Consider the following 15,506-nt stretch of genomic DNA (forward strand, 5'->3'; position numbering starts at 1 on the left):
CACAGGCAACGCGCCGCATAATCAAACCAACCAGATGAGCCAAACTCTCACTTAGTTTAGGCCGCCTTTGGACCCAAAAACTCTGCCGACGCACAGAGCTTCCGCGTGGTTGTCCATGAAGTCGTCAAAATCATCGCCTGATACGCCAGATATTGCCGCGCGGGTGATGAATATCCCGACAAGCAGTGCGTCCAAGTCCCGCATCTTAGCGGCTAGGTTCGCTTCAATGACGTCGCTTGGTAGAACTCCGGCACAATTTTGCAGCAGGTCATTGCAGACCACGTCCTCAAACTGCCGCCAGAGTACATGAACCGGCCGGCGAGCACGGTTGTGAAGGTGCAATAGCGCATACGGCCCAATGCCTCTGTGAAGGATGTCATGCACATCATCGGTGACGCGCATCTCAAACCGGTTGCGAAGCTGTTTGGAACCAAGATGCATCTCAAACCGTCAAACTTGGCTTTGGTTCCGGTCACTCAGATCAAGTGGAGGCTTTAAGTGTTCCAACAACCGCTGTACGCGCTGACCAGCCGAACCCATGGGCCAGCAGTCGCCGTTGGACGCGGCCGGGGTAGTCCGAGACGATGGCGTCAACGCCGAGGCCGATCATCTGGTCGATCTCTTCCACTTCGTTCACTGTCCAGACCGCGACTCTTAACCCCAGGTCTTGTGCTCTGGCGACTGCCTCTGCTGTGACGTCCTGGAAATAGGGGCACCACAGGGAGCCTCCGGCTTGGGCGACGAGTTCGGGTGCGATTACAGTCCCGGTTGTCAGATCGGGGCAGGCCGTGATGGCATGGTCTTCACCGGCATCAGCTGCGTTGTCTGGCAGTTGGGTCAGGAATGAGGTCGGCATCTCAGGCGCTATGCGTTTGCACTCTGCCAGCAGGTTCCAATCAAAGCTGTGCATCAGCGTTCGCTCTGACAGCCCAAAGGAACGTACTTCATTGGCCACGGCTGTGACGATTGCAGAACGCGCAGCCGCGTCCTGTAGCTTGTCCGGGTCCGATTTGATTTCCAGCATCATATGTACGTCTTCGTATTCGGGCTGGGTTATCAGCCGACATAGATCGCTTAGCTTGGGTATTCGGACGTCGCAAAGAAAGGCCTGATCGGGAAACCGCAGCCCGTATTCGCTGTCACCATCCAGCCCGCCAACGTCCAGCTGAGCAAGATCAGCCCAGTCCAGATCAGAGACCTTGGGCTCTTCGCCGGGCAGCCAGTCGTCATTACCGTCGCGGACGATTGACCGAGTGAGGTGGTGATTATGGGTGATCACAGGTACGTTGTCTTTTGTCATGACAACGTCAAATTCCAGCAGGCGAACCCCACAGGCCAGGGTAAATGCGAACCCTTCCATGGTGTTTTCCGGCATGATCCCGCGAGCGCCCCGGTGCCCGATGACGCGAATGACTCCTTCCTTAGCGGAAAAAGCCTCAAGCTGAGGGTATTGCACTATGCGTCCAATCGTTTTTGAGTTTCCGGGCTGAACAGATGCAGTACCTCTGGCGCAGCAGAGAACCGTTGTTGTGTACCGTTTGCTGTGGCGACATGGCCTGGGATCGATGCGACCATCGCGTGGTCTGTTCCGCTGAGCGTGCCATGAAGCAGGGAGTTCGCGCCTAGCTGTTCCACCATATCGACATCAATGGCAATTGGTCCGTCTTGGTCTGGGACCAGATGTTCTGGCCGTACGCCGAGCAGAACTGATCCGCTTTGTGTCTGTGCGCCTGCAAGCTTTACGCCTGTTGGCAAAACAATCCCGTCTGAGTGGGCCTCGGCTGGGAGTAGGTTCATCGCAGGACTACCGATGAAACCGGCTACGAACACGGATGCAGGCCTGTCATACAGCTCAATTGGCGTGCCGAATTGCTCAACATATCCGCCATTCAGGACCATCAGACGGTCACCAAGCGTCATAGCTTCGACCTGATCATGGGTCACATAGATCGACGTCACCCCAAGCCGTTGTTGCAGCTTGCGAATTTCCAGCCGCATTTGCACGCGCAGCTTGGCGTCCAGATTGGAAAGGGGTTCGTCGAACAGAAACACCTGAGGATCACGCACAATGGCCCGGCCCATGGCTACCCGCTGGCGCTGGCCACCGGACAGCTGGCGCGGTTTGCGGTCCAGATACTGGTGAATCTCAAGAATGTCGGCGGCTTCTTCCACCCGCCTGTTTATCTCACCCTTGGGGAGTTTCCGGATCTTCAGCCCATAGGCCATATTTTCTCGCACGCTCATGTGAGGGTAGAGCGCGTAGTTCTGGAACACCATGGCGATATCGCGGGCAGAAGGCTCCAGCTCGTTTACACGACGGTCGCCGATACGTATTTCGCCCGAGGTCACGGATTCAAGGCCCGCCACCATGCGCAAAAGTGTCGACTTGCCACAGCCAGACGGACCAACGATGACGATGAATTCGCCATCCTTGATGTCGCCTTCTACGTGGTGCAGCACTTCTGTCGGGCCGTAGGATTTGGTCAGATCTGTAAGTTGTATTTCAGCCATTTAGGGCGTCCTATTTATCGGTTTCCGTCAAGCCCTGCACAAAGAGCTTTTGCATCGAGATGACGACAAAGATTGGCGGTACCATCGCCAATAGCGCGGTCGTCATGATGATATTCCATTGCGGGCTTTGCTCCGCGGCTTCCAGCATCTGTTTGATCGACATGACAATTGTGGTCATTGACGTGTCCGTGGTGATCAGCAGCGGCCAAAGGTATTGGTTCCAGCCAAAGATAAAGAGGATCACAAACAGCGCTGCGATGTTGGTGCGCGAAAGCGGCAGCAGGATGTCCCAGAAGAACCGCATTGGGCCTGCACCGTCGATACGGGCGCTTTCAAGCAGTTCATCTGGCACGGTCAAGAACACCTGCCGGAACATGAAGGTCGCAGTGGCCGAGGCAATCAGCGGGATCGACAAGCCCCAGTAGCTGTTGAGCAGGCCAAGATTGGCAACCACTTCAAACGTTGGAAGAATTCGCACTTCGACAGGCAGCATCAGGGTGATGAAGATCATCCAGAAACAGGTCATGCGGAACGGGAACTTGAAATAGACGATGGCAAAGGCAGACAGCAAAGAAATTGCAATCTTGCCCACTGAAATCATCATCGCCATAGCAAGGCTGTTTAGGAGCATCATCCAGACTGGCGCGGTTTCAGACCCACTCAGTCCCTTGCCAAACAAGGTCTTTTGCAGGTTCTCCCACAGGTAGGTTCCCGGCCACAGGGGGAGCGGGGTTTGGTTCATGCGGAGTTCGTTATGTGTTGCCGCAACAAAGGTGATCCAGATCGGCAGTGCAATGGCAATGACACCCAGAATTAGGATGAGGTGAGACAGGAATGACGTGAAGGGGCGATTTTCAATCATCAGTATTCCACCTTTCTTTCAACGTAGCGAAACTGAACGACGGTCATGACAATAACCAGCGCCATTAGCACAACGGACTGAGCCGCCGATCCGCCAAGGTCCAGGCCCACAAAGCCGTCGTTGAACACCTTATAAACAAGGATGGTGGTAGATGAGCCTGGCCCGCCTTGCGTCACCGCATGGATGATGCCGAAGGTCTCGAAAAAGGCGTAGACCATGTTGATCACCAGCAAGAAGAACGTGGTAGGTGAAATCAGCGGAAAAATGATGGTCCAGAAGCGTCGCCCAGGTCCGGCCCCGTCGATTGCGGCGGCTTCGATCACGCTGTTTGGGATCGACTGCATCGCAGCAAGGTAAAACAGAAAGTTATAGGCAACCTGTTTCCATGCTGCGGCTAGGATCACCAATGACATGGCCTGTCCACCGTTCAGATAGTGGTTCCAGTCAATGCCCACGAAATCAAGGAAATACGGAAAGATCCCCAAGGTTGGGTTGAACATGAATACCCACAGCGCGCCGGCCAGAACAGGAGCTACCGCATAGGGCCAGATCAGCATGGTCCGATAGAACATGGCTCCACGGACTACCCGCTGGGCAAAACCTGCAAGGAGCAGCGCAGATCCCATCGATAGGGCCGCAACAAGAACAGAGAAGACTGCAGTACGTAGGAACGCATCCAAATAATGCTGATCCCCCCACAGGAGTTCAAAATTCTCAAACCAGACGAACTCAGATCCAAGACCGAACGGGTCTTCAACCAAGAATGATTGGTACATGGCCTGACTGGCTGGCCAGATAAAGAAAATCAGCGTGATCGCCAGCTGCGGCGCAACCAAAAGATACGGCAGCGGCGAAGACGGAAAATGGACGCGTTTCAGCATTGAGTGCCCCGATATTAAACGACATCATGCCGCCCGGGATGGGCGGCATGACCAATTGTTGCCTAAGGCTTAGTTTGCCGAACGCTCGAACTTGCGCAGCAGTGCGTTACCGCGTTCAACGGCTGCGTCCAGAGCATCAGTTGCGGTCTTGTCACCGCTCCAGATTGCTTCCAGTTCTTCGTTGATCACGTCACGTACCTGCACAAAGTTACCGAAACGCAGGCCCCGGCTGTTAGGTGTCGGAGTGTTCAGGCTCAGCTGCTGGATTGCTGTATCGGTGCCTGGGTTCGCTTCATAGAACCCTTGCTCTTTGGACAATTCATATGCAGCCGTTGTGATCGGCACATAACCAGTTTCCTGGTGCCACCAAGCTTGCACCTCAGCGGATGAAAGGTAGCTCAAGAACTGCGCGGTTCCTTTGTACTCTTCTTCTTCATGTCCACCCAGAACCCAAAGAGTGGCACCGCCGATGATGGAGTTCTGAGGCGCGTCTGCAACCGCAGTATCCAGCGGCAGCATGGCCTGACCAAAGTTAAACTCGGCCTGAGATTTGATCGAACCGTAGTATGCAGAAGAGTTCATCCACATGCCGCATTCGCCGTTGGTAAACATTGGCAGGCTGTCACCACGACGACCGCCGTATTTGAACAGGTTGCCCTTGGACATTTCCGCAATGCCATCTAGGCGCGTTGCAACAGCTTCGTTGTTAAAGGTGAACTCGGTGTCGAAACCGGCAAAGCCGTTTTCCTTGGAGCCCAGACCAATGTTATGCCAGGCAGAGAAGTTCTCGACCATGACCCAGGATTGCCAACCAAAGGAAACGCCGCAGTCCATTCCGTTGTCGACCAACTTCTGAGCGGTGACCTGTACATCGTCCCAAGTTGTCGGAACCGATGCACCAGCCGCGTCCAGCGCATCCTTGTTGTACCACAGAACCGGAGTGGAGCTGTTGAACGGCATCGACAGCAATTCCCCTTCGGGGGTTTCGTAATAGGACACAACAGCAGGCAGGAATGCGTCGCCATCAAACGGCTCGCCTGCATCCTTCATCAGCTGTTCGACAGGGTAGATAGCGCCCTCGGCTGCCATCATGGTTGCTGTGCCGACTTCAAAGACCTGCACCAGTTGCGGGTGCTCTTTGGCACGGAAGGCCGCAATCGCTGCGGTCATGGTTTCGGTATAGTTACCTTTGTAGACCGGCACGACCTTGTAGTCGCTCTGGGTCGCATTAAAATCTTCAGCGATTTTGTTGACCCGCTCACCGTTGGCGCCACCCATAGCGTGCCACCACTGAACCTCAGTTTCAGCAAAGGCTGTGGACATTGTCGCAGTCAAAAGCGCGGACGTGCAGAGAAGTGATTTCACAGACATTTTCGTCTCCCCGTTAATTAGATGAGGCAAGAATGAGCAGAACGGACCATAATGCAAGTGAAAGTTTTTTGACAAATCTTATAATGAAATGTTATGTCGAGCCGGAAGTAATTCCAAAGATGAGTGCTAAGTCATTGAAGTTTAAGTTGAGACAGCTCGAGGCGTTCCAAGCCGTCGCGCAAACGGGATCAGTCACCCGAGCCGCGAAATCCCTAGGGATTTCACAACCCGCCACAAGTCGCCTGTTGTCAGACTTTTCCAATTCAGTGGCGATTGAGCTTTTTCGTCGGGAATCGGGTACGTTGATTCCCACCAGCGAGGCCCGTTACTTGCTGTCCGAGGTCGGTCGCGTGTTTGATAGTTTGCGTCACCTTGAAGAACTGAATCGGGATCTGACAGACCGAAAAGCAGGGCATTTACGCATTGCTTGTCTGCCAGGATTTGCGAGTTCCCATCTACCGCAGCTGCTCGCCAGTTTTCTCCGGGAACGCCCGGGCGTGAACCTGACACTAGAGCCTGACCGGCCCGAGCGTATTCTGGAATGGATCATTGGCGAGCAATATGATTGCGGGATCACCGATGGGTTTTCTGGACATCCAGCCGTCGAGCACACAGATATTGCAGTCAAGACAGTGTGCATTTTCCCGCGAGGCCACCGTCTGGCGGAATTGGATCGCGTCTCGCCGCTGGATCTTGTCGATGAGAAAATCATTCACACTCGCAAAGGCAGCCCATTCTTCACCAGTTTGTCGCAATCATTTTCTGACTACGGTGTTTTGCTGAACTCATGGGTCGAGGTCCGCCAGTTCTCTACTGCCTGCATCATGGTGGCTGAGGGGCAGGGGGTGTCTGTCGTCAGCGCAATTGACGCTGAGCAATTCAAGTCATTAGGCATGGAAATACGCCCCTTCGAGCCAGAGATTGTTCATTGGCTGTCTATTCTAAGACCCGCCTCTGGCAGCAGGTCATTGTTGTCGTTGGATTTTGTCGAAACTTTCGTTGAAAGCCTACAGCCCTATGTGGTCCATGTGCCGCCCCGAGTGATATGAGTTGGTGCCTGCCAACTTGTTGTCGGCACCTAGGGGCTTTGCGATTGGTAGTCTGGCAACTTGACTGTTCTCAATCGCGATAACGGGGGGATATCTGAAATTTGGACGAAATAACAGTTTGCTATAATCCGTCTCAGGCCTTGCTCCATGCGTCGGCTGGGTCGTCCTCGGTGTATTCGCGAAGGCGTCTAACGTCTTCAATTGCGGCGTGATTCTTTTTGATTTTCACCCCGGCAGTTTTTAGACGTGCAAAGGCGCGGCTTAGGCTTTCTGGCTTCATGCCAAGGCGTCCTGCAATCAGCACTTTGTCATAGGGCAGTATGACTTCACTTGGGCCGCAGTCGCACTGGCATAGGGTCAGCAGGAACTCAGCCACTCGTTGCGCTCCGGTTTGCGCTTTCAGCTGCTCTAGCTGTTCAACAAGCGAGTGCAGATGCATAAAGGTCGAGGCAAGGATCGAAAGGCCGATTTGCGGGTCTTCTTTCATCAACGATATCAACAGAGACGACGGGATATGCATCACCTCGGCGGCCGTTACTGCCTCGGCAGACACCGGATAATTCGTGCCCCTCAGGGCCACAGCCTCGCCAAAGCTGCCGCCACGGGTAAAGACGCTCACAACTGCTTCGGCACCGTTGGGCGCTACGCGGAATAGTTTCACCCATCCGTCGATCACAACATGGATCGCGGTGGCTTCCTCGTCTTGTAGAAACACGTTTTCACCACGTTCGTAGTGGCGAAAATTAGCATGGGACAACAGGGTCTCTATGTGTTGTTCGGGCAGTGAACGGATAAGCAGTGAATTGCGTGCGATTGCCTTGTAATGCTCATGAGCCACAGTTTGGGATCCCCTCGGTTTCCGGCCCTGCCTAAGGCGAGGCCTTCGTAAAATTGATGACGAAATGCAGTCATAGCCTGCACTCTTGATTATTGTGTGTTGCGGCAATTTGTTCCTCGATTGCCGCAAACCTTGACCATAGTCATGGATTCGTCTGGCAACCCTCACCATGATCCTAGTCAAACTGGACAATTAACATTCAGCCACCGGAGGCCAGAACATGGATTTCGAACGCTACTTTGAAGATCGCCTGCAAGATTTGAAGGACGAGGGGAACTATCGGGTCTTTATTGATCTGGAACGTCGCCGGGGCGAATTCCCTCAGGCGGGTCAGACCGATGGTGAAACCAAGCGCGAGGTGAAGATCTGGTGCTCGAACGACTATCTTTGCATGGGGCAGCACCCCGATGTTCTGGAAGCGATGCACGACGCGCTTGACCGTTCCGGTGCTGGGGCAGGGGGAACCCGGAATATCTCAGGCACCACCCATGCGCATGTGCTGCTTGAACAGGAACTCGCGGATCTGCACGGCAAAGAGGCGGCTCTGTTGTTCACCTCTGGCTACGTCTCGAACTGGGCTGCGATTGGGACCTTGGCAGCCAAGATACCGGGATTGATTGTCTTTTCTGATGCTCTAAACCACGCCAGCATGATCGAAGGCGTGCGCCATTCCCGCGCGGAAAAGGTGATTTGGAAACACAACGACATCGACGACCTGCGGGCCAAACTTGCAGCAGCACCAGCGAACGCACCTAAGATGATCGCTTTTGAGTCCGTCTATTCGATGGATGGTGACATCGCCCCGATCAAAGAGATCTGTGACATTGCAGATGAATTCGGCGCCATGACTTATCTGGACGAGGTGCACGCAGTTGGCCTCTACGGTCCGCGCGGTGGTGGTATTGCTGAACGCGAAGGATTGATGGACCGGCTGACCGTGATTGAGGGCACCTTGGGCAAAGCCTTTGGTGTGGTTGGCGGTTACATTGCGGCCAGCGCTGCTCTGTGTGATTTTGTGCGCAGTTTTGCCAGTGGCTTCATCTTTACAACCGCCTTGCCCCCAGCAGTGGCGGCCGGAGCGGCAGCATCGGTACGGCATTTGAAGCAGTCCCAGACTGAACGCGATGTGCAAAAGGAGCGTGTGGCAGATGTCCGTGCCCGGTTGGACACCCTAGGGATCGAACATTTGCCGAACCCAAGCCACATTATTCCGGTAATGGTTGGCGACCCCGTGAAGTGCAAGTTTATCTCGGACACTCTGTTGGACGAATTCGGCATCTATATCCAGCCTATCAACTACCCAACTGTGCCCAAGGGAACTGAACGTCTTCGGATCACACCCAGCCCGGTGCATTCGGCCGAGGATATCGACCACTTGGTAGAGGCACTTGGCGCACTCTGGGAGCGCTGCAAGATTGCCCGACGGCCGATTGCCGCACAATAAGGTCAAGCGTTCAAGGCAATACATTTGAATAGATCGGCGCGTCCCGCATAAGGCGCGCCGATTTTCATTTGGTCTGCTTTTTTCGTGACCCGATAAAGACTGGGACCTGTGGTTGTTGCCGACAATGAATGATGAGCTGGGCAAGGGTAATCCCCCAACAAATTACCCAGAACACGAGGGCCAACGATACAGCGTCCAGTAGCCGGGCCAGCGCCGCTGCGTGCAGCGTTGCAGCGGCGATCAGGCTGGCGGGTTGGGCGATGAGTGTGGCTGCGCCTCGCCGCGCAAAAATTCGAGAAATAAAGGCATGGATCATGCCACCAATGGCCCCGATGGTCATCATATGGAGCGCATGGGACGGGTTCCCATCAGAGGTGGCCATCAAAAGAAGCGCAGCCATGAGCCAGAGCCACGGGGGCAATAGCATCGTGCCCAGCGGTGGCGCAATCAGCGGCCAGCGGAGCATTTGACCCAACAAGATAAGGGCGGCGAGCACTAGCCAAGCCGGGTGCGGCAGAGCAATAGCGCCAAGGATAAGAAGTGGCGCCGAAAGGTAGAGTGCCAGGTTATCTGGCGGTTGGGGGTGGCCTGTTGCACTGGCCAGAAAGGCGGGTAAGGCGCGGGCCCCAACGGTGGCAACCAGCGCAGCCAGCAGTAGCGGTGTACTTTCAACAGGCAAATCAGGACGCAAAGTCGCCAGCGCCAGCAGCAACGGGGCTAATGGTGCCCAGAGCCGACCATAAAGACCAGCGCGCAGAATAGGTGGGGCAAGCGTGAAAGACAGGCCAATGAAATAAAGCGCCTCAGCCGGTCCGGGCATAAGACGCCCCCAAAGCCACAGGGCAACGAGCAGACCAAGACGTGCAGGCGTAGCACGTACCTTTGTCCAGCCGGGCAACACGGTCAAAAGATAGGCGCCAATTGCGGCCCCGGCAAAGCCGAACACCAATAGGCGGGCATGCAGCTGGGGATCAGTTCCCGCCAACAGTGGCCCAACCAGCGCTGCCATCACACTACAGAGCATCAGCGGCCGATGCGGGGCTTTCCAGAAACCGGGCCAAAAACTGGACCAAGGAACAGAAGAACGGGACCGCTTGTCCGCTGTGGTGCTCATGCGGGGATCTTTGCAGTGTAAGCGGTTTCTAGCGTGCGGGCGATTAGGTCGGGAACCAGGGGCTGTTGCCCCAGAACTGGCAGCAAGACCCCTTTGAACCGCGCCTCGGTAAGTGCGTCGGGAATGTCCTTGCTGATATGATCGCCATCGCGGGCAAAGAATGGCAGGCACAGGGCTTGCCGTCCCAAATTGGTCGCGACTCGTGCAATGGATGGATCCTGGTCCAGAAAACCGGCTTGAATGGCAGGACAGGGGAGAATGCTTGAAAGCGCAGTCGTAAATTGCTGCACGGCACCCGCGGCCTGTGGGCTGCGCCTTGATCCATGTGCCGCCACCACAATGTGGGTAAGCTCTGGTGTCCAGCCACGCAGTGCAATCTCTCGCCGGATCGCCAAGGCTGCAAGGGTCGGAAGCTCTGGGTCAGTTCCGAATGGGGGCAAAAATTGCAATTGGTAAGCCGCCAGCCGTTCAGGAAGAGCCTGTTGAACAAACCACCCCTCGGTCATGAACAAGGGATAGACCAGTGCACCGGGCGACATATCCTTTGCGGCAGTGTCCAGCGTGCCGGGGCAGGCCATTGTGGCCGACTGGATGCGCCAGCCTGTCATCCGTTCCTGCACCTGCACAGCCAGTCGTGCCAGTTCCACCTCGGGTGGGTTGAAATCGCCCGGCTGACCGTGGGCAACAATCAGCGCCTCGCGAGGGGCGCTGACCATGTCGTCATCAGTGACTAGTGCCTTCTGAGAATGTAATTTTATTCCAGACATTGTATTTCCCCGAAGGTTTTCGCATGGACAGGCGTTTGACGATTTCCAGTGTCTCGGCGTCATAGACCAGCACCTCGCCGTCATCTTCCCAGACCGAAACCAACGCATATTTTCCGTCCTTGGTGAACTCTACGTGGGCGACGGTGGCACCGGGTACTGGCGCTAGGGTCTTGATGATCTCAAGTGTCTCTTTGTCGATCACATGCATTTTGTCCCGGTTCGGGCCAAAGAACACATCGGCCCAGACATAGCGCGAGTTTTCGTGGCTGCGCATGAAGAAACCGGGGCCCATGGTCTCGATCCGCTTCACGGTTTCCCAGGTCTTCATGTCGATCACCGAAATGGTGCCGTCCTTCAGGTGTGGCGTCGCCATGACGGTTGTGTCGCCATACTTCCATGTGATGCCCGAACCAAGGTGCGGCATGCCGGGCAGGTCCAGATCGGCAACTTTCTGGCCAATGACCAGATCAATCACCTGACCGCCTTCACCACTGCGCGAGGCGCCCATGACGTATTCATATGTTTGGTCAAAGAAGAAATCGTCCAAGTAGTCTGGCGTGGTGATCTTGCGCAGCGGGAATGGGATGTCGGTATGGGCCAGCCCTTCGGTGCGCCAGTCATGGGCAAAGCCAAACTGGGGCGGGTTCTTGCCATAGAAGATTTCCCAGATTTCCGGCACGTCTTTCAGCGCCAGAACAAAGCTTTCGCGTGGTGGGGCCTGATACACGGCGGAAACGCGGCTTGGGGTGCCATCCTTGCCTTTGACCTCACGCACGGTGGCAACGGTCAGGTCTTCGGTGGATAGAATAGTCAGCGTGTTGGGCAGATAGTTGGCCACGGCCAGCCATTTGCCATCTGCGCTCATCGCGATGTTGCGGCTGTTCAGCCCGGCACGCACCCGGCCCACCTCTTTCAGCGCGTAGATGTCATATTTCTGAACCCAGCCGTCGCGCGACATGATGAATACAAAACGGCCCTTGGGATCGAACTTGGGTCCGCCATGCACGGCAAATGGGGTTGGAAAACGGTCGAGCACGTCGAATGTGTCGCCGTCCAGTACGCTGACATGGTGGTCGCCAGTTTCTACGGCCAGCGTGATATTCATTGGGTCGGACGACCAGACAGGCGCGTCTACCTGAACATAGTCCGGGTTCATTTCGCGGCTGGCGTTGATCTGTTCCTCGCCCCAGGCCGGGAGCTCATCCAGCGGGGTCTTCAGCCAAGCGGCAAGTTCAGTGATTTGGTCGGCAGTCATATCCTCGGCAAACGCCGGCATTTGGGTTGCTGTGCGACCTTCTGTAATAACATTGGCCACCTTTGGCCCACGCATACGTTTGAGCGTTTCAGGGATCAGCGCTGGGCCGGTGCCGCCAAGACGGTTTTCACCGTGACAGCTGGCACAGTTCTCTTGGTACAGTGCTTCCGGATCGGCAAGAACTGGGCTGCCAATCAGCATCAGCGCGGAGAGGGCAGCGCCCCAGGTTGTTTTCTTTGTCAGGGTTTTCATAGTCTTATTATCCAAAGAACCGATGTGCTGGGTCATGGCTTTTTCCTTTGAACGGAGTGACTTCCAGCCGAGTATCGGAGGTGTCGACGCCAATTTCGTTGTTGCTCAGATAGCAGGCCGGATCCTCGGCCCAGGGGTTGCCCGTCAGTTGCAGGGCGCGGATGCGGGTGTTGCCGCCGCAGACATTCTTGATCTTGCAGGCACCACAGCGTCCCTCTAGTGGGCGGGGGCGGGTGCGCAGGGTTTTCAGCATCTCGTCCTCACCAGTCCAGAGCTCGGTGAACGGGGTCTGTTTGACGTTGCCGACGGTGTAGTCTGACCAATAGGTGTCGGGGTGAACTTTGCCTAGGAAGTCGATGTTGGCGACGCCAAGGCCCGACGAGTTGCCCCCCCAAGCCACCAGATGGTCACGGACATGGGCGGTTTGTTCTGCGCTGAAATTGCGGCCGACCCAATCAAGGAAATAGCCGGCATCAGCATCGTTATTGCCAGTCACAACATCCAGCGGCGTGCGTTTGCCGTTCAACCCGTCCCAGGCGCGTTCGATCAGCATATCCATGCCTGCACGGGTGCGTTGGTGGTGGGCGTCTTCGCCACGGTTCTTGTCACCCCGACCGGTGTAGACAAGGTGCGACAGATAGAACTTGTCCACGCCCTCGTCGTCGCACAGTTGCAGCAGATCGGGCAGATTGTGCTGGGTGCCTTCTGTCAGACAGAACCGCAGTCCAACCTTGACCCCGCGCTTTTTCAGCGCACGCACACCGCGCACAGCTTGGTCAAAGGCGCCATCGACGCCTCGGAACCAGTCATTTGTTTCACCGATGCCATCGATCGAGATGCCGACGTAGTTATAGCCGATATCGGCAATCTGGTCTGCGGTATCGCCGTGGATCTTGGTGCCATTGGTTGATAGCGCCAGAACCCGAACCAGCTCACGTGCGCGTTTGGCCAACGGTGTCAGGTATTTGCAGTCCAGCGGTTCGCCACCCGACAGGATCAGCGCGGGCACTTTGAAACGCCCCAGATCCTCAAGCGTTTCCATCGCCTGTTCCTGGCTCAGTTCGCCCGGAAAATCGACATCCGCTGAAACGGTATAGCAGTGGCGACATTTCAGATTGCAGCGACGTGTCAGGTTCCAGATCACCACCGGTTTGACCATTCCTTCACCACGTCGCTTGCGCACGGGTGTCGGATTGGTCAGTTGGGTCATGTACTCGGACATGCGAAACATGGGATTACCCCCGTTTGCGGAGCCGCAGCCCCGTTTTTTTCAGAATACGCTTGGAATAGAGGATGTCGTGACCGTGACAGGCATCACCAAGAATCGCGGCAATTTCAGCGCGCTTGGCTTCGACCTCGTCAGGACTGTCCCCGTGGACCATAGCAAAAAGGTTATAGGGCCAGCCCTGATCTCGGGCGCGGGGCCGCTCATAGCAGTGGGTGACAAAGGGCAGGGCGCCGATCTTTGCGCCAAGTTCGGCCACCTGAGCGTCCTCAACGTCCCAAACGGTCATGCCATTAGCGACCATTCCCAGCTTGTAGTGGTTAGGTGCAGCCGCGATACGGCGGATTGCACCGCTGTCTTTCATGGCTGCAATTTGCGTAACCAGATCCGTTTCGGACATACCAAGTTTGTCAGCAACTTCGGTGTAGGGTGCTGCTACGATTGGCAGACCTCCCTGAAGTGCGGCGATGATCTCGCGATCTGATATCTTTGTTTCGACGCTCATGCCTTCACCCGGAAGCCGATAAAAAATTCCTGCAGTTTCGGAAAACACAGCACCTTCAGCCCTGTCTTCTCCTCGATCCGTTCGGCTGTCTCCGCGATGCCCTCGGGCGTTTCTGTGGCCAGCACGAACCACATGTTCAGTGTGTGATCGCGTTCATAATTGTGCGCCACTTCGGGGAAATCATTGACTTCGGTCATGACGCGCTCGAATTGATCGGCGGGAACTGCAATTGCACACAGACAGAACGCTCCGCCCATGGCCGCGACGTCGAAAAACGGCCCAAAGCGGGTGATCGCGCCAGAGTCTTTCATCGCCTCGATACGAGAGATAACATCGGCCTCGGACAGGCCCAGTTCTTCGCCAACTTCGGCAAAGGGGTTAGTGGACATCGGCAGGTCGTCTTGCAGCCTGTTGATCAGCAGTCGGTCGGTGTCGTCCAACATCACGCAGCCTTTCCTTTGGCGCGCGAGATCAGCGCGCCGGTCTGTTTGAAACAACGGGTAGAAAACAGCACCTTGTGCTTGGCATCTGCCAGTTCTGGCAGGGCTGTCGCCGCATCAATGACCTTTTGCGCTGCCGACCGGGTGCGGGCGTGCACCATGTTGTATAGGCGGTAGGGCCAGACGTCCGGCACGGGGCGGCGTTCATAGGCGAGCGTCACACCTTCCAGTGCTGCTAGCGCCTGACCGGCGGCTTGCACTTGGTGCTCGGCGAGGTCCCAAACTACCATCGCATTGGCGGACCAACCCAGCGCCCGGTGGCGTACAATCACCCCAAGTCGCGAGATGATGCCTGCGTCGTGTAACGTTTCGATCCGATCCAACACCTCGGACTCAGATCGGCCAAGATTGGTCGCAAGATCCCAATAAGGGCGCGGTGTGATTGGCATACCTCTGGCCAGGATCTGCAGTAACTCTCGGTCACTATCCTGCAAGACGCTGCGATCAACGGGCCGGGGGGCAACCAACTGGCGCGGACCATCCATCCGGAACCCCAGATCGACATTAAAGGGACGCATCAGGCGCAGGTCCAAAACCCGCAGCCCGGTGGCGTCTTGTATCTGCTTCAGCGAGGCATCCACATCTGCACGATCTGGGCCAGTGGCCACGAACCACAGGTTCCAGTCGTCTTCGCGTTGATAGTTGTGGTTCACTCCAGCCTGGGCACCAATGATAGCAGCTACTTCTTCCAAACGCTCCGGCGGCGCAGCTACAGCGGCCAAAGTGCTGGCCGAGATGGCGTTGGGCGCAATGGTGGCGCCAAGGCGACTTACTCGGCCGGCAGCCTGCATGGCATTCAAGCGCGAGAGGACAACATCAACAGATATCCCAAGATCACTGGCCAAGGATTCAAACGGGCGCGGGGTGATCGGAAAATCACGTTGCCAGTCATCCAGCAGGCGGCGGTCAATGGGGCAGGCAATACCTTGCAT

General features: G+C 56.0%; 16 protein-coding genes. 2 read left to right on the forward strand and 14 right to left on the reverse strand.

Annotation, left to right across the window (positions count from 1 at the left end):
* Positions 1 to 51 precede the first annotated feature (51 nt).
* The 6 genes from DL239_RS19430 to ugpB all read right to left on the reverse strand — a co-directional run bounded on the left by DL239_RS19430 (position 52) and on the right by ugpB (position 5,625).
* Positions 52 to 441 carry a hypothetical protein gene (locus DL239_RS19430; RefSeq protein WP_167685768.1) on the reverse strand — a complete coding sequence of 130 codons (390 nt, stop codon included), beginning with the start codon at positions 439 to 441 and terminating at the stop codon, positions 52 to 54.
* 40 nt (positions 442 to 481) lie between these two features.
* Positions 482 to 1,456, reverse strand: a complete 975-nt coding sequence (locus DL239_RS19435; protein ID WP_369410594.1) for a glycerophosphodiester phosphodiesterase family protein — start codon at positions 1,454 to 1,456, stop codon at positions 482 to 484.
* On the reverse strand, positions 1,456 to 2,511 hold the full coding sequence (locus DL239_RS19440) for a sn-glycerol-3-phosphate import ATP-binding protein UgpC (RefSeq protein ID WP_167685769.1): 1,056 nt from the start codon (positions 2,509 to 2,511) through the stop codon (positions 1,456 to 1,458). The genes DL239_RS19435 and DL239_RS19440 overlap by 1 nt, the downstream gene beginning before the upstream one ends.
* A 10-nt stretch (positions 2,512 to 2,521) precedes the next feature.
* Positions 2,522 to 3,373, reverse strand: coding sequence for a sn-glycerol-3-phosphate ABC transporter permease UgpE (gene ugpE, locus DL239_RS19445; protein ID WP_167685770.1), 852 nt, complete (start codon positions 3,371 to 3,373; stop codon positions 2,522 to 2,524).
* Positions 3,373 to 4,254: a sn-glycerol-3-phosphate ABC transporter permease UgpA gene (gene ugpA / locus DL239_RS19450; RefSeq protein ID WP_167685771.1), complete on the reverse strand. Its 882-nt coding sequence runs from the start codon at positions 4,252 to 4,254 to the stop codon at positions 3,373 to 3,375. The genes ugpE and ugpA overlap by 1 nt, the downstream gene beginning before the upstream one ends.
* Before the next feature lie 69 nt (positions 4,255 to 4,323).
* Positions 4,324 to 5,625, reverse strand: coding sequence for a sn-glycerol-3-phosphate ABC transporter substrate-binding protein UgpB (gene ugpB, locus DL239_RS19455; RefSeq protein WP_167685772.1), 1,302 nt, complete (start codon positions 5,623 to 5,625; stop codon positions 4,324 to 4,326).
* Between the two features lie 134 nt (positions 5,626 to 5,759).
* Between ugpB and DL239_RS19460 the strand changes: the two genes are divergently transcribed.
* Positions 5,760 to 6,674 carry a LysR substrate-binding domain-containing protein gene (locus DL239_RS19460; protein ID WP_167685799.1) on the forward strand — a complete coding sequence of 305 codons (915 nt, stop codon included), beginning with the start codon at positions 5,760 to 5,762 and terminating at the stop codon, positions 6,672 to 6,674.
* Positions 6,675 to 6,807: 133 nt separating this feature from the next.
* Here the strand turns inward: DL239_RS19460 and DL239_RS19465 are convergent, their stop codons facing one another.
* Positions 6,808 to 7,512 (reverse strand): Crp/Fnr family transcriptional regulator, encoded by a 705-nt coding sequence (locus DL239_RS19465; RefSeq protein WP_167685773.1) that lies wholly within the window; start codon positions 7,510 to 7,512, stop codon positions 6,808 to 6,810.
* A gap of 220 nt (positions 7,513 to 7,732) precedes the next feature.
* Here DL239_RS19465 and hemA point away from each other — a divergent pair, with 220 nt between their 5' ends.
* Complete coding sequence (gene hemA, locus DL239_RS19470) at positions 7,733 to 8,956, forward strand: 5-aminolevulinate synthase (RefSeq protein ID WP_167685774.1); 1,224 nt, start codon at positions 7,733 to 7,735, stop codon at positions 8,954 to 8,956.
* A 64-nt stretch (positions 8,957 to 9,020) separates the two neighbouring features.
* Here hemA and DL239_RS19475 read toward each other — a convergent pair whose 3' ends face one another.
* The 7 genes from DL239_RS19475 to ahbB (DL239_RS19505) are packed head-to-tail and all read right to left on the reverse strand — an operon-like array spanning position 9,021 to position 15,506.
* The gene (locus DL239_RS19475) at positions 9,021 to 10,070 is read right to left on the reverse strand and encodes an NnrS family protein (protein WP_167685775.1); all 1,050 of its coding nucleotides are present in this window, start codon (positions 10,068 to 10,070) and stop codon (positions 9,021 to 9,023) included.
* Positions 10,067 to 10,837 carry a CbiX/SirB N-terminal domain-containing protein gene (locus DL239_RS19480; protein ID WP_167685776.1) on the reverse strand — a complete coding sequence of 257 codons (771 nt, stop codon included), beginning with the start codon at positions 10,835 to 10,837 and terminating at the stop codon, positions 10,067 to 10,069. The genes DL239_RS19475 and DL239_RS19480 overlap by 4 nt, the downstream gene beginning before the upstream one ends.
* On the reverse strand, positions 10,794 to 12,293 hold the full coding sequence (locus tag DL239_RS19485; protein ID WP_439650877.1) for a cytochrome D1 domain-containing protein: 1,500 nt from the start codon (positions 12,291 to 12,293) through the stop codon (positions 10,794 to 10,796). The genes DL239_RS19480 and DL239_RS19485 overlap by 44 nt, the downstream gene beginning before the upstream one ends.
* 58 nt (positions 12,294 to 12,351) lie before the next feature.
* Positions 12,352 to 13,575: a heme d1 biosynthesis radical SAM protein NirJ gene (nirJ, locus tag DL239_RS19490; RefSeq protein WP_167685778.1), complete on the reverse strand. Its 1,224-nt coding sequence runs from the start codon at positions 13,573 to 13,575 to the stop codon at positions 12,352 to 12,354.
* A gap of 4 nt (positions 13,576 to 13,579) precedes the next feature.
* Positions 13,580 to 14,074: a siroheme decarboxylase subunit beta gene (gene ahbB, locus DL239_RS19495; RefSeq protein WP_167685779.1), complete on the reverse strand. Its 495-nt coding sequence runs from the start codon at positions 14,072 to 14,074 to the stop codon at positions 13,580 to 13,582.
* A complete protein-coding gene (locus DL239_RS19500; RefSeq protein WP_167685780.1) occupies positions 14,071 to 14,520 on the reverse strand; it encodes an Lrp/AsnC family transcriptional regulator in 450 nt (149 codons plus the stop codon). Before DL239_RS19500 ends, ahbB (DL239_RS19495) begins: the two co-directional genes overlap by 4 nt.
* Positions 14,517 to 15,506, reverse strand: a complete 990-nt coding sequence (gene ahbB, locus DL239_RS19505) for a siroheme decarboxylase subunit beta (protein ID WP_167685781.1) — start codon at positions 15,504 to 15,506, stop codon at positions 14,517 to 14,519. Before ahbB (DL239_RS19505) ends, DL239_RS19500 begins: the two co-directional genes overlap by 4 nt.

The sequence above is a fragment of the Parasedimentitalea denitrificans genome (assembly GCF_011813015.1).
GTDB lineage: Bacteria > Pseudomonadota > Alphaproteobacteria > Rhodobacterales > Rhodobacteraceae > Parasedimentitalea > Parasedimentitalea denitrificans.

What these genes read in the sequence shown, in the direction of transcription:
- hemA (WP_167685774.1), top strand. Translation starts at nt 7,733, where the DNA reads ATGGATTTCGAACGCTACTTTGAAGATCGCCTGCAAGATTTGAAGGAC.
- DL239_RS19430 (WP_167685768.1), bottom strand. Translation starts at nt 441, where the DNA reads ATGCATCTTGGTTCCAAACAGCTTCGCAACCGGTTTGAGATGCGCGTC.
- ahbB (WP_167685781.1), bottom strand. Translation starts at nt 15,506, where the DNA reads ATGCAAGGTATTGCCTGCCCCATTGACCGCCGCCTGCTGGATGACTGG.
- ahbB (WP_167685779.1), bottom strand. Translation starts at nt 14,074, where the DNA reads ATGAGCGTCGAAACAAAGATATCAGATCGCGAGATCATCGCCGCACTT.
- nirJ (WP_167685778.1), bottom strand. Translation starts at nt 13,575, where the DNA reads ATGTTTCGCATGTCCGAGTACATGACCCAACTGACCAATCCGACACCC.
- DL239_RS19485 (WP_439650877.1), bottom strand. Translation starts at nt 12,293, where the DNA reads ATGCTGATTGGCAGCCCAGTTCTTGCCGATCCGGAAGCACTGTACCAA.
- DL239_RS19440 (WP_167685769.1), bottom strand. Translation starts at nt 2,511, where the DNA reads ATGGCTGAAATACAACTTACAGATCTGACCAAATCCTACGGCCCGACA.
- ugpE (WP_167685770.1), bottom strand. Translation starts at nt 3,373, where the DNA reads ATGATTGAAAATCGCCCCTTCACGTCATTCCTGTCTCACCTCATCCTA.
- DL239_RS19480 (WP_167685776.1), bottom strand. Translation starts at nt 10,837, where the DNA reads ATGTCTGGAATAAAATTACATTCTCAGAAGGCACTAGTCACTGATGAC.
- ugpA (WP_167685771.1), bottom strand. Translation starts at nt 4,254, where the DNA reads ATGCTGAAACGCGTCCATTTTCCGTCTTCGCCGCTGCCGTATCTTTTG.
- DL239_RS19475 (WP_167685775.1), bottom strand. Translation starts at nt 10,070, where the DNA reads ATGAGCACCACAGCGGACAAGCGGTCCCGTTCTTCTGTTCCTTGGTCC.
- ugpB (WP_167685772.1), bottom strand. Translation starts at nt 5,625, where the DNA reads ATGTCTGTGAAATCACTTCTCTGCACGTCCGCGCTTTTGACTGCGACA.